Genomic DNA, 14,065 nt, shown 5'->3' with positions numbered 1-14,065 from the left:
TCTCCCCCTACTCATAAATACTTCCTTTTGCTAATGACTTTAGCTTTTTAACGTCTTTAACATGTAAACTACCATTTTTTCGTTCAATGATATTCTCAGAACTAAATTTATTTACGACTCTATTTAAATGTCTGTAGCTAGTTCCAAGTAATTCAGCAATTTCTGTAAGCTTTGAGGTCTTTATTTCATTGGCAAATGAAGAAGCGTCGTCTGCTAATAATGTGGATACTAGGTAACTTGCAAAGCGGTTTTCAACAGGGAAAAGTAGATTTATACTTGAAAAATTTGAAAATGTATAGAGTTTGTAACTAACATTTTTAAGAAGAAATTTTAAGAAGGCTGAATTACTGGAAAGTGTTTCGTGTAAAATTCGATTACTAATCCCAATTACTAAACTTCTATTAACTGCTTCCACATTGCTTCTTACTTCTGAATGATTAATAAATTCTACATCGCCTATTAAAGCTAACGGATTGTTAAACCTTAATAATAAGGACTTCCCGTTTGGTAGAGAAATAGATATTTTAAATTTTCCTTCAACCAAGATAAATAATCTATCTAATATCTCTCCGCTTCTACAAAGAATTTCCCCACTGTCTAATTGAAATAATTTCATTTCGCTAAAGACAGTCTTATCAAATATTTGATCTAAGTCATATTTACTTACAAATTTATTTAAAAGATTTTCACTAACGATTTCTTTCATTTTCAATCCCCAATCCCCCATCAACTAGTTAAAAGAACGATATGTTTATTAAAATACATTTTGTTAAACAAAAAAAGGACATATGTCCTTTTTGAATAAGTATTCCCATTCAAATTTAAAAAATCTTATCTAAAAAGATAAGATTTTTTACACATTTACTATTTTAATGTCATAAAAGTAGGTTCACTTCCAGCTTTATCAACATAACCGATCTTAACTGGATTCATCTTTATTAATACATAGTTAGGATCGTCTGGACCTTCAAGCCATCTTGCTAATTCATTCGTCCATACCTTTTCTTCTGAATCAGCGTTTTCAATGATCTCTGCCTTGGCAAACATTTCAACAAAATTATCGTCTAAACGGTCTCCATCATGCCCTAAAAGTAAATGTACATTAGGATTGTTACTAATATCATCTACTTTTTTTGAATTTTTGTTGGTTGCAATATAGGGTGTTAATCCACGAAAGAAAAATATCATAAAGCAACTATGGGGAAAATCTTCTCGGATTGTAGTAAATATACCTAACTGTTTTGCTTTTAAAACTTTCATAATGTTCTCTTGTATCATTTATTTAACTCCTTTCTGCTTAATACATGAATTCTAATTTATAATTGTCGGGTCTGTGTGAGTGACCTCCACATTAAGTGTTTGTTAATTGATTTTGATTTAAACCTATTTTTTTAGTTCTTTTGCATATGATAGTAAATAAGGAAAAATATTTAGGAGGTTCGTAATGGCTCATCGTTTATTTTTTATCATTACATTTATTGGCGTTCCAATTTCAATTATTGGGAGTATGATGCATTGGAATGAAATATTATTATTTACAGTATTTTGTATAACAATCATTGCATTGGCTGGAATTATGGGTAGAGCGACTGAAAGTTTAGCAATTGTTGCTGGCCCGCGAATAGGTGGATTATTAAATGCAACTTTTGGGAATGCAGTAGAGTTAATTATAGCTATTATTGCATTACAAAATGGTTTAGTTGAAGTAGTACTAGCTTCATTAACTGGTTCTGTAATAGGAAATTTGTTACTAGTTGGTGGGTTATCATTTTTTGTAGGGGGATTAAAGTTTAAGCGTCAAAGTTTTAATGTGTATGATGCGAGACATAACTCAGGTTTGTTAATATTTGCAGTTGTACTAGCCTTCGTTGTACCAGCAATCTTCGCAGTGAAAATGACGAAAAGTGAGACGATGACACTAAGTGTAGGTGTTTCTATCATCTTAATGGTATTGTATTTGGCAGCTTTATATTTTAAATTAGTTACTCATCGAGGAGTTTATGTAACGAAAGAGACTGAGGATGTAGCAGAGCATGAAGAAGCTGAATGGGGTAAGTGGAAAGCAATAATAATTTTAGCTCTAGCTACTATTGCAGTAGGGTATGTATCTGAGAAACTAGTCCATACATTTACAACAGTTGGTGACAAATTTGGTTGGTCTGAGTTATTTATAGGTATTATTATCGTAGCGATTGTTGGTAATGCTGCAGAACATGCTTCGGCAATTGTGATGGCATATAAAAATAGAGTTGGCATTGCGGTAGAAATTGCAGTTGGATCATCTTTGCAAATTGCAATGTTCGTTGCTCCAGTTTTAGTCATTTGTTCACTTTTTATGGGAAGTAGAATGCCATTAATTTTTTCAACACCTGAATTAGTTGCCATGGTTACATCCGTTTTCCTTACGATTGCAATTATGAATGATGGTGATACAAACTGGTTTGAAGGGTTAACACTTTTAGGCGCATATGTTATTATGGGAATCGGTTTCTATTTATTATAACGGTTGAATTGAAGGTGGTAATACTTGAAAGTAATACGGATATTATTTTATGTAATTGGGTTACTAATTTTAACATTAGGTATAAGTTTAGCTATTAGAGCGGGTTTAGGAGCAAGTGCCTGGGATGCACTAGCGGTTGGTGAATCGACTACATTTGGTCTATCAGTTGGTACTTGGATTATTATAAACTCATCAATACTTTTGTTCGTAAATGCATTTTTACAAAAAAAGAGACCAGATTGGCTTGCTGCTATTACGTTTATATTAATCGGTCGATTTCTTGATTTATGGTTATACATAGGTGTAGATCAACTATTTGCAGGGAATGTCATAATGAGATATATACAATTAATTTTGTCTATCTTTTGTATGACACTTGGGATTGCAATATATTTGCAAGCTAAATTTCCGTTGAGCCCCATTGACGATTTAATGATTTCATTAAATAGACGTTTTGGAGTAAGTTTAGGGATTGCTAAAACAATTGGTGAAGTATTTGCACTAGTATTGGCGTTTATCTTACATGGTCCTATAGGAATCGGAACAGTATTAATTACATTTAGTATTGGACCTATTCTTCAAAGAGTAAGAATTCCCATTGAAAATTTATATGCTAAACTCAATTCATAAGTAGGATTCTTTTTTCAATTAGGCTCTGTTAATACAGATCCGTCAATTAAGTTAAAAAGAGAGATTTGAAAATACATATATTTACAAAAAATGTTCATGCTAAGAATAAATAATTTCCTTATTTACGAAAGGAGCATGTACATGTTTAAATGGATGAAATCATTCATACTTTTAAATATAGTTTTCTTATCAATTTCTTTAACTAATTCACAAAAATCTTTTGCTGCAAAATCTGATCTAAGAGTTCCAGGTTTTGCTTCAAATGTATCAAAAGAAAATACGTATCCAAATCCATCTCAAGATTTACCAGAATTGCAACCAGGTGAATTAGCAAAGCAATTACTAGATTCATCGAATGTTAAAATTGAAAATCCCAATTTAATTCGCATGTTTAATGAGTCTTCAGTTGGAAAAGCACCATTTGCAGTTGGTTATAATGCAAAGATTTTTCTAGGTGTATGGCCTTTAAATTACGAATCAAATGAAACAACAATAAATTGGCAATATAAAAAGGTAAATACTAACTTTCTCGATAACCGAGGAGAAAAAAATTATAAACAAGTAAAATACTATCAAAATTCACAACTCATCATTCGTGGTGGTTTAACATCAAAAGTAAGAGATGCAGATGACGTAATAAATTTAATGATGCATGATGCCTCAGAAAAAACAACATTACCATTGGCATTTCAAACGGTCATAGGTGCAGGGACTAAAAATGAAAGAGTTTATAATGTACCGCCGAAGAGACTTGGCTACTTATATACTTATGCACCAGCAGTAAATGAAAAAGGAAAAGTTACTTTTGGAGAAGTCTATCTAATTTTAAAAGGCAATAAGAAATCATTACAAGTAAAAAATGTCATTTCTCAAGGAATTGGAGCATGGATCCCAGTACAAGATTACGTATCATTTGGCTATGTGACATCAGTGCATCCAAGATAGTGTTTCTTTTGAAAAATTTTCAATAAATAAATAGTAAAATCCATAAGAACAAACTTACTTTATGATAGGTTTGATCTTTCATTTCGGTCGTTTTAGAAATGCATAGTAGAAAAATTAAAAAAGAATGCCATCTTGTTAAGAGGCATTCTTTTATTTTTGATTTAGATTTTGGATTTGTTCCCAAGTTAGATTTTCTAGTTGTCCCCAAGTAATTCCACTCTTTTTTTCCTTTGCCATTACTTTTACAGAATGAAAAGGATTATGAAATGGAGTTACGATTGTGAAACCGATAAGGAATAATGATAATGTTTTTAAAAAATGTCTTCTATCTACTGTGTCAGTCTTAGGTGAGGTTTGATTTGAATGCATTAATTGCCACCTCAATTATAAAAATATTAGTATATTAATAAGTGAAATGTATGCAAGATCTGTTGGTGACTGATTTAGAAATAGTAGAAGATAATCAAAGATGCCAATGTGCTTAATACATATTTCTACACTATTTATGCTATTTTACATTCATTCGACAAGTTAAAACAGTGCTTTTTTTCACATTTTATTAAAAATATTACATAAAAATGTAAAAATTGTAAAAAAACAAAACACCTCGCATTATTAGGCTTTACGTCTAACAATTTGAGATGTTTTAAAATAGATTATTTTATTTTAGAAAGTAAGCTTTGTATTTTTAGTCGTAAAATCAGTCGTAGGATAATAGCTATTTTTAACTAGTATATTAGGTCCTAAACATTTTACAGCAGGACAGTGACAGCTCAATTCTTTTGCTGTTTTAGATTCCATCCATTTGTCGTATGCATATTGAAGTGTGTTATCTTTTATATTCCCAAGGTGTGGAACATCGCCAAAATCAGTTACAATAATACTTCCATCAAATATATTTACGTTTAATCGTGATCGTCCATCCGGGTCGTTTCGTAGAGTTACATTTTTGCTATTATATAATCTTTGTATGATTTCTAATTCATTTTCTTCATCACTACAAGGATAAAATGGTAAAGTTCCAAAGAGCATCCAAATATTTTCATCGCGAACATCTAATAATGTAGAAATTGCATTACGAAGTTCGTCTTTTGATAGTACCTCAAGATTACTTGCGAAATCACTTGCGTACATTGGATGAACTTCATGACGTTGACATTTCATTTCATTAACAATTTGTTTATGGATTTTTTCTAAATAAGGTAATGTACGTTTATTTAGCATAGTTTCAGCGGATACCATAACACCTGCTTCTGCAAGACGTTGACTATTTTCGATCATATTATCAAATAATTTTGCTCGTTGTGCATATGTAGGTTTACGTTCCATCATCGCAAAACCAGCTTCAACAAATTCATCAACAGTTCCCCAGTTATGTGAAATATGTAGGACATCTAAGTAAGGGATAATCTTTTCATAGCGTTCAAAATCTAGTGTAAGATTTGAGTTAATTTGAGTACGTACACCTCGTTCATGAGCGTACTTTAATAAAGGAACAACATATTCGTTAAGCATTTTGTTAGAAAGCATTGGCTCCCCACCAGTAATACTAATACAACGAAGCTTCTCGATTTCTTCTAAGCGGTTTAAAATTAATTCAATTGGTAAGGCATTAGGATCCTTTGGCTGAAGTGTATAACCTACCGCACAATGTTCGCAGCGCATATTACAAATGGTTGTTGTTGTAAACTCAACATTTGTAAGTATGTTTTTACCATACTCTTCAACATCCATATATGCTTCCCAAGGATCATATGTAGGTGTTATTTGTTGTAATAGACTTTTCATGTAAAAACTCCTTTAGGGTACTTCAAAGCACCCATAAGTATTAGATAAATTTAATTTTTCCTCAACTATTATAAGTAAGAAACATAATTGTTGTATAGATATAACGTTCCGAAATTTAAAAAATGTCGAAAATCTACGATATATAGACTAAAAAGGGTATAATAAGCCTATAAGTGTTTAAGAAGGAGCGAGAGATTTATGTCAAATTCAGTTGAACAATTATCCTATATAAAAGAACGTTTTAATACAGTTATGGAGACAATTGAATCGTTAGAACCGGAAGAATTAAGTCTAGAAGAGCTAGATCAATTATTGTCAGTATTAGATGACTTAGAAAATAAGTGTCGCGAAGTTAATCGTGCTGAATAAAGTCCATTTTAATGGGCTTTTTTTATGGTGAATAATCCGTTTTATTAAACCGTTTATTTAAAATTGTATTATAATAAAAAGGGGAACATTCTGTCTTTTTTATAAAGGGTTGAGGGGGAGCAGTAATGCAACAGTTACAAGAGAGTATTTATCAGTTAATTGTAGAAACATCAACGAACCTACCAAAGGATGTGCGTAAAGCCATTCGACAAGCGAAAGCAAATGAAAGTGCAGGCACTAGAAGTGCGATTGCATTAGAAACGATTACAAATAATATCATGATGGCTGAAGGTGATGTTTCACCTATTTGTCAGGACACTGGTATGCCAACTTTTAAAGTGAAAACGCCAGTTGGGGTTAACCAGCTTGAAATAAAAAAAGCAATCTTTGCAGCGATGGAACAAGCGACTAAAGATAGCAAGCTTCGACCAAATTCAGTTGATTCATTATTTGGAAAAAATAGTGGGAATAATTTAGGACCAGGTACTCCTGTTATCAAATTTGAACAACATGAAAGTGAGTATATTGATATCCGCCTAATATTAAAAGGTGGCGGTTGTGAAAATAAAAATATTCAATATAGCCTACCATGTGAATTAGAGGGACTTGGAAAGGCTGGTCGTGATCTAGACGGAATACGTAAGTGTATTTTACACAGCGTATACCAAGCACAAGGACAAGGCTGTAGTGCTGGCTTTATTGGTGTAGGAGTTGGTGGAGATCGTACAAGTGGTTACGAACTTGCGAAAGATCAACTTTTTCGTTTAACAGATGATGTTAATCCGATTGAAGAGCTAAGAGTAATGGAAGACTATATTTTAGAAAATGCAAATAAGCTTGGAGTGGGAACGATGGGCTTTGGTGGAGAAACAACTCTACTAGGCTGTAAAATCGGAGTGATCAATCGTCTACCTGCAAGTTTCTTTGTTTCAGTTGCTTATAATTGTTGGGCGTTTCGTCGTTTAGGAATGAAAATTAATGCTGAATCTGGTGGGATTTCAGAATGGATTTATCGCGATGGTGAAGAAATTAGCTTCACAAATGAGTCTGAAACAACTGAGAAACCACGTGAAGTAAAATTAGTAGCTCCTATTACAGAAGAACAAATTCGGGAATTAAAAGTTGGAGATGTTGTTTCAATTAGTGGCATGATGTACACAGGCCGTGACGCAATTCACCATCATTTAAAAGACCATGATTGCCCAGTAGATTTAAATGGTCAAATTATTTATCACTGTGGCCCAGTAGTTTTAAAGGATGCTGATGAAAAATATCACATTAAAGCAGCAGGTCCAACAACAAGTATTCGTGAGGAGCCATATCAAGGGGATATCATGAAGAAATTTGGTATTCGCGCTGTAATTGGTAAAGGCGGTATGGGCGAAAAAACATTAAAAGCATTAGGAGAGCACGGTGGAGTGTACTTAAATGCAATTGGTGGAGCAGCACAATACTATGCACAATGTATAAAAGAAGTAAAAGGTGTAGACTTCCTGGAATTTGGAATTCCTGAAGCTATGTGGCACTTGCAAATTGAAGACTTTAAAGCAGTCGTTACAATGGATTCACATGGTAATTCATTGCATAAAGAAGTTGATAAAGATTCACTTCAAAAGCTTGCAACGATGGCTGAGAAAGTATTCTAATAAAAGGATGAGCAATGTTATTCATTTCATTTGAATGGATGACATTGCTTTTTTTGTGACTTTTTCTAATGATTTGGCACCTTATTAAAAGATTGTTGATTTAGGGAGGCTTTATTACAGTGTATTGATTGGAGCGGAATGCTAAAAATATTTATATATTTTGCAAACAAAAATAATGAAAATAAGAAACATTTTTTTTAGTGTTATGAAAATTTAGTACTTTAAACTATTTGATTTAAAAAGTAGTTCATTTCGTTAAATATTTCTAACATATTTACAAATACTAATCTCAAGTGAGGTGATAGAATTGAAAAAATTGGCATACATTATCCCATTTCTTATAGCGATTCTACTCGTATTACCAGGAACGACTTTTGCTTATAGCAATGCCCCACATAATTGGGGAATTGTACGAGCGAAAGATGAAGTTCCACCTGATGCAGGTGAGTTGTTTAATAAAATGCTTTCTCGAAATGGATCAGTCTATTTAGGGGATACGAAAAAAAAGGATATTTACTTAACTTTCGATAATGGTTATGAAAATGGGTATACTCCTAAATTTTTAGATGTACTGAAAAAACATAAAGTACATGCAACTTTCTTTATTACAGGTCATTATATTAAAGCGAATCCAGAATTAGTTAAACGGATGGTCGATGAAGGTCATATCGTAGGAAATCATTCATGGAGTCATCCTGATATGACTACGCTTGGTGATGCAAGAATTGTTCAGGAATTAGAACAGGTCAAGATGGCCTATCAAGAATTGACAGGACGTACTGATATGAAATATTTCCGTCCGGCAAGAGGAGTATTTAGTGAGCGTACTTTAGCAATCGTTAATCGTGAAGGGTATGAAAATGTTTTTTGGTCCCTTGCTTATGTTGATTGGAAAGTAGATCAACAACGTGGGTGGAAATACGCGCATGACAATGTGATGGAGCTCATTCATCCTGGAGCAGTTATATTAATGCATACTGTTTCAAAGGATAATGCTGAAGCTATGGATGCAATTATTACTGATTTACATAAAAGAGGCTATACTTTCAGAAGCTTAGACGAATTGATGTTAGAAAGAAGTGGATTTAATCCATATTTTTATCTACCTAAATAATAAAAACTGTTCTTGTATTATACAAGGACAGTTTTTATTTTGATTTTCGCAATTTATTGATTCTAACTTAAAAAGTGCTAAATTCAAATTCAGTATGACAGAGATATTTTGTCAATCGAAGACTATGTTTTCAAGAAATTTCAACCTTAGTACTCCATGTGCTATAATACACATCAGAGTATGTAAGGAGGAACGGGAGTATGTGGAAGGAAGAGGTATCTCTTAATACACCTTATCAATGGGATGAAGTATTAAAAAGATTAGTACATGAGCCAACATTTTCAGTCCATTCGGCCGAAAAGCGTTTAAGTATTCCACTTTATATTGATGAAACTCATGCAGTTGTAAAAGTGAAACAAATAAATGATGATCCGGTTCGATTTGAAGTCATAAGTGAACACGAAAACAAAACAAAAATCCTCAATGAAATTTCAACTATCTTACAGTGGGAAACACAATTTGAAGAATTACATCATCATTTAAGACAAACTACTATAGCTCCTCTAATAGATCTATTCGGACATACACCAATTACCGTTTCAAATGACCCTTTTGCATGTTTGATTTCATGTATTATTCATCAACAAATTCAACGTACATTTGCGATTCAAGTAACGAAAAAATTTGTTCGAATGTATGGAGAACGAGTTGGTAATGCTTGGTTTTTTCCTACACCTGAAAAGATTTCATCGTTAACAATTGATGAATTAAGAGATTTACAACTTAGTACTCGAAAAGCTGAATATATGATCGGAATAGCAAAAGCTTGGAGTGAAGGCGTATTAAACCATCATCAATATCGTTCAATCTCTTCGGAAGAAATTGCTAAAGAGTTGATTAAACTAAAGGGAGTCGGTCCGTGGACTGTCGAAAACTTCTTACTTTTTGGTTTAGGTAGAAAAGATATCTTCCCTGTTGGCGATGTAGGAATACAAATTGCGCTTCAAAAACTATTAAATTTAGATGGAAAACCTTCAAAAGAGATAATGGAATATGTGAAAGAGCAAGTTTCTCCATTTGGAAGCTACGCTGCTCTTTATCTTTGGAAGAGTATAGAATAATGGAGAGTTGTATAAATGAGTAATCAATTAACAAATAAATTAGAAGTAGGACAATCCTTTCCTTTAACAATTAAACGCATTGGAATTAATGGAGAAGGAGTAGGATATTTCAAACGTCAAGTTGTCTTCATTAAAGGAGCATTACCTGGTGAGGAAGTAGTAGCAGAAGTGACAAATGTTCGTAATGGATTTGCAGAAGGAAAAATTCAACGTATTCGAAAATCATCCCCAGATCGAGTTGAGCCTACTTGTAAAATTTATGACAAATGTGGTGGATGCCAAATTCAACATGCTTCTTATGAAGGTCAACTTCAATATAAACAAGATATCGTTATTCAAGCGATGGAAAAGTATGCGAAGGATTTGTTAGAAAAAACAACCATAAAAGATACGATTGGTATGGAAAATCCATGGAATTATCGTAATAAAAGTCAGCTTCAAACTGGACTTGAAAAAAATAAAATTATCGCTGGATTATACTCACAAAACTCACATAATGTTGTGGATATTGGTCACTGCCCAATTCAGCATGAAGATTTAAATAAAGTAACTGGTAAAGTAAAGAAAATTTTAACTCGTCTTAATATCCCTGTTTATAATGAACGTAAAAATAAGGGTGTTATTCGTACAATTGTTGCGCGAGTAGGTTTACGTACTGGCCAAATTCAATTAGTTCTCGTTACTGGAACGAAAGACTTCCCTCAAAAAAACGAGCTAATTAGCGAGATTCAAAAAAGAATGCCTGAAGTAACAAGTCTAATGCAAAATATTAATAATCAAATGACCTCAGTTATTTTTGGTAGGGAAACAGTTTATTTAGCTGGAGAAGAAGTAATTGAGGAAAAACTTGGCGATCTTTCATTCGAATTATCAGCAAGAGCATTTTTCCAATTAAATCCTGAACAAACAGTTAAACTATATGATGAAGTAAAAAAAGCAGCAGCATTAACTGGAACAGAAAAAGTTGTTGATGCTTATTGTGGTGTAGGTACGATTGGACTGTGGATAGCGAAAGATGCTAAAGAAGTGCGTGGCATGGACGTAACAAAAGAAGCGATTATTGATGCGAAACAAAATGCGCTAAGTCATGGTTTTACAAATACTCATTACGAAGCTGGTGAAGCAGAACTAGTATTACCAAAATGGTTAAGGGAAGGTTGGAAGCCTGATGTGATCGTAACAGATCCACCTAGAACAGGCTGTGATGAAGAGTTTTTAAACACAGTTTTAAAGATTAAACCAAAGAAATTGGTTTATGTTTCTTGTAATCCTTCAACTTTAGCTAGAGATTTAAAAGTATTAAGCTCTGCGTATGATGTGAAGTATTTACAGCCAGTCGATATGTTCCCACATACTAGTCATGTGGAATGCGTGGCGCAACTTATTTTAAAAGTGTAACTAACAATAAACTTCTGACAAACTAATTAAAGCTTTGACAGATTCATAATAAACCTTTGATAAAGGCACGAGTAGGGAAAAGGAAAAAGGGACGATTGCAGTCACTTCAAGCCTTTTCCCTATTTTTGTATCAAGATTTTAAGAAGGCAACTCACCCAATTTCGGGAGTTGCCTTTTATGTTTCTAGTAGCGACTTTTTTACAACGTATCGTGAAATAATAAATACGTATTCTTACAATGAAATAAAGCGCTTGCATTTTTAGAAATAAATTATATAATACTTGTATACAAGTATACTAGTAAAAAAGAGGGTGAACAAATGAAAGAATCAAAGCAATGTTTATATCCTGCAAAATGGCTATCAAAAGCTTCAGCGGGTGATCGTGTAACATATGAATTAAGAATGCAGATTATTTCAGGTCTTATTGAAAGCGGTACCACCTTATCAGAAAATAAATTGGCTGCCGATTTTGATGTGAGTCGTTCCCCTATTCGGGAAGCATTAAAAACTTTAGCATCTGAAAATTTGATTCGCTTAGAGAGAATGGGTGCAGTTGTCATTGGATTAACAGATAAAGAAATAGAAGAAATCTATGATGTCCGATTACTTATCGAAACGTTTGTATTTGAACGGCTGGTAAAATTAGACACCAATGAATTAGTAAAGGAACTGAGTAAAATTCTCGAAATGATGAAAATCGCTATAAAATACCAAGATGCCGATGAGTTTGCATTTCAAGATGTTTTATTTCATGAAACGATTATACGAGCGATTAGTCATTCTTACATCATGATGATCTGGAATAATGCAAAACCGGTAATGGAAGCATTCGTCCTTTTATCCATGCGAGTTCGTTTCAAGGAAAACTATGAAGACTTTCCACGCATTGTTGAGAATCACCAACTTTATATTGATGCAATCGATACAAAAAATAGAGACCTCATGATTCAATCATTACATCAAAACTTTGATGATGTACAAGGAAAAGTAGAAGACCTTTGGAGGTCTCAACAAATGCTTTCTAAAGGAGTAGACCAAGAATAATGAAAAGCTATATGTTAGGGTTAGACATCGGTACGACAAGCACAAAAGCCGTTTTATTTAGTGAAAAAGGCGAAGTTTTCCAACAAGAGAATATCGGTTACCCACTCTACACACCTGATATTTCGACAGCTGAACAAGACCCAGAAGAGATTTTTACGGCTGTGGTACAAGCTATTTCGAAAATCATGAAACAACATCCGCAAAAAGAGATTTCGTTTATTTCTTTTAGCAGTGCGATGCATAGCCTTATTGCCATGGATGAAAATGATCAACCACTAACACCATGTATTACATGGGCAGATAATCGTAGTGAATCATGGACACATAAAATTAAAGATGATTTAAATGGACATGAAGTCTATAAACGCACAGGAACACCGATTCACCCGATGTCACCTTTAAGCAAGATTACTTGGATTGTGAACGAACGACGAGAGATAGCTGCTAAAGCTAAAAAATATATCGGAATTAAAGAATATATATTTAAAAAGTTTTTTGACCAGTACGTTGTCGATCATTCCCTTGCTTCAGCCATGGGCATGATGAATCTCAAAACACTAGATTGGGATGAGGGAGCCTTACGAATTGCGGGGATCACAACTGAGCAACTATCTAAGCTTGTTCCTACCACCGAGATTTTTACCAACTGTAATCCTGATTTGGCTAGACAAATGGGGATTGATCCACAAACTCCCTTTGTAATTGGTGCAAGTGATGGCGTACTTTCCAATCTTGGTGTGAATGCGATTAAAAAAGGCGAAATTGCGGTCACAATTGGAACAAGTGGGGCGATTCGAACTATTATTGATCATCCGCAAACAGACGAAAAAGGACGAATATTTTGCTACGCATTAACTGAAAAACATTGGGTCATTGGTGGACCAGTAAACAATGGCGGGATGGTTTTTCGTTGGATACGTGATGAATTTGCAGCTTCAGAGGTAGAAACAGCGAAAAGACTAGGTATTGATCCATATGAAGTATTAACAAAGATAGCTGAAGGTGTAAGACCGGGGGCTGATGGATTGTTATTTCATCCTTACCTAGCGGGTGAACGTGCACCATTATGGAATCCTGACGTACGCGGCTCATTCTTTGGCTTAACGATGGCGCATAAAAAGGAACATATGATTCGCGCTGCTCTTGAAGGTGTTATTTACAACTTATATACAGTATTTTTAGCATTAATTGAATGCATGGAAGGACCAGTAACTCGAATCCAAGCAACTGGTGGGTTCGCAAGATCAAACGTATGGCGTCAAATGATGTCCGATATTTTTGACTTGGAAGTGGTCGTGCCGGAAAGCTATGAAAGTTCTTGTCTAGGTGCTTGTATTTTAGGACTCTATGCAACAGGGAAAATAGAATCATTCGAAGTAGCTTCTGAAATGGTGGGAAGTACCCACAAGCATGTACCTAAGAAAGAGGCAGTACAAGAGTACAGACATTTATTGCCTATCTTTATTAACCTATCGCGAGTGTTAGAAGAAGATTATAAACGTATTGCAAATTATCAAAGAGGATTAATTAATAAAATAAATAGATAAATATACGGGGGGAAATATC

General features: G+C 33.7%; 14 protein-coding genes. 10 read left to right on the top strand and 4 right to left on the bottom strand.

Annotated elements, in window-relative coordinates:
* Positions 1–7: 7 nt before the first annotated feature.
* On the bottom strand, positions 8–706 hold the full coding sequence (locus tag B7R65_RS10570; protein ID WP_088042859.1) for a Crp/Fnr family transcriptional regulator: 699 nt from the start codon (positions 704–706) through the stop codon (positions 8–10).
* A gap of 158 nt (positions 707–864) precedes the next feature.
* On the bottom strand, positions 865–1,278 hold the full coding sequence (locus tag B7R65_RS10565) for a pyridoxamine 5'-phosphate oxidase family protein (RefSeq protein WP_088042751.1): 414 nt from the start codon (positions 1,276–1,278) through the stop codon (positions 865–867).
* 166 nt (positions 1,279–1,444) lie between these two features.
* Between B7R65_RS10565 and cax the strand changes: the two genes are divergently transcribed.
* The 3 genes from cax (at position 1,445) to B7R65_RS10550 (ending at position 4,078) form a co-directional block, all read left to right on the top strand.
* The gene (cax, locus tag B7R65_RS10560; protein WP_088042750.1) at positions 1,445–2,503 is read left to right on the top strand and encodes a calcium/proton exchanger; all 1,059 of its coding nucleotides are present in this window, start codon (positions 1,445–1,447) and stop codon (positions 2,501–2,503) included.
* A 24-nt stretch (positions 2,504–2,527) separates the two neighbouring features.
* The gene (locus B7R65_RS10555; RefSeq protein WP_088042749.1) at positions 2,528–3,133 is read left to right on the top strand and encodes a YczE/YyaS/YitT family protein; all 606 of its coding nucleotides are present in this window, start codon (positions 2,528–2,530) and stop codon (positions 3,131–3,133) included.
* Between the two features lie 141 nt (positions 3,134–3,274).
* Entirely contained in the window at positions 3,275–4,078 is an 804-nt protein-coding gene (locus tag B7R65_RS10550; protein ID WP_373419566.1) for a YfkD family protein, read from the top strand.
* A 150-nt stretch (positions 4,079–4,228) separates the two neighbouring features.
* Here the strand turns inward: B7R65_RS10550 and B7R65_RS10545 are convergent, their stop codons facing one another.
* A complete protein-coding gene (locus B7R65_RS10545) occupies positions 4,229–4,447 on the bottom strand; it encodes a hypothetical protein (RefSeq protein ID WP_088042748.1) in 219 nt (72 codons plus the stop codon).
* 297 nt (positions 4,448–4,744) lie between these two features.
* The gene (yfkAB, locus tag B7R65_RS10540; RefSeq protein ID WP_088042747.1) at positions 4,745–5,866 is read right to left on the bottom strand and encodes a radical SAM/CxCxxxxC motif protein YfkAB; all 1,122 of its coding nucleotides are present in this window, start codon (positions 5,864–5,866) and stop codon (positions 4,745–4,747) included.
* Between the two features lie 198 nt (positions 5,867–6,064).
* Between yfkAB and B7R65_RS21300 the strand changes: the two genes are divergently transcribed.
* The 7 genes from B7R65_RS21300 to gntK all read left to right on the top strand — a co-directional run bounded on the left by B7R65_RS21300 (position 6,065) and on the right by gntK (position 14,046).
* On the top strand, positions 6,065–6,235 hold the full coding sequence (locus B7R65_RS21300; protein WP_088042746.1) for an SE1561 family protein: 171 nt from the start codon (positions 6,065–6,067) through the stop codon (positions 6,233–6,235).
* Positions 6,236–6,360: 125 nt separating this feature from the next.
* On the top strand, positions 6,361–7,881 hold the full coding sequence (locus tag B7R65_RS10530; RefSeq protein WP_088042745.1) for a fumarate hydratase: 1,521 nt from the start codon (positions 6,361–6,363) through the stop codon (positions 7,879–7,881).
* A gap of 307 nt (positions 7,882–8,188) precedes the next feature.
* Positions 8,189–8,995, top strand: coding sequence for a delta-lactam-biosynthetic de-N-acetylase (gene pdaA, locus B7R65_RS10525; RefSeq protein ID WP_088042744.1), 807 nt, complete (start codon positions 8,189–8,191; stop codon positions 8,993–8,995).
* 200 nt (positions 8,996–9,195) lie between these two features.
* Positions 9,196–10,056: a DNA-3-methyladenine glycosylase family protein gene (locus B7R65_RS10520; protein ID WP_088042743.1), complete on the top strand. Its 861-nt coding sequence runs from the start codon at positions 9,196–9,198 to the stop codon at positions 10,054–10,056.
* Between the two features lie 15 nt (positions 10,057–10,071).
* Entirely contained in the window at positions 10,072–11,454 is a 1,383-nt protein-coding gene (gene rlmD / locus B7R65_RS10515) for a 23S rRNA (uracil(1939)-C(5))-methyltransferase RlmD (protein ID WP_088042742.1), read from the top strand.
* Positions 11,455–11,773: 319 nt separating this feature from the next.
* Positions 11,774–12,499, top strand: a complete 726-nt coding sequence (locus tag B7R65_RS10510; protein ID WP_088042741.1) for a GntR family transcriptional regulator — start codon at positions 11,774–11,776, stop codon at positions 12,497–12,499.
* Positions 12,499–14,046: a gluconokinase gene (gntK, locus tag B7R65_RS10505; protein ID WP_088042740.1), complete on the top strand. Its 1,548-nt coding sequence runs from the start codon at positions 12,499–12,501 to the stop codon at positions 14,044–14,046. The genes B7R65_RS10510 and gntK overlap by 1 nt, the downstream gene beginning before the upstream one ends.
* Positions 14,047–14,065 lie beyond the last annotated feature (19 nt).

Source organism: Bacillus sp. EAC, assembly GCF_002156875.1.
In the GTDB taxonomy this organism is placed as follows: Bacteria; Bacillota; Bacilli; order Bacillales; family Bacillaceae_G; genus Gottfriedia.
The sequence above is the reverse complement of the archived record's forward strand: the minus strand, read 5'-3'. Positions and strand labels throughout refer to the sequence as shown.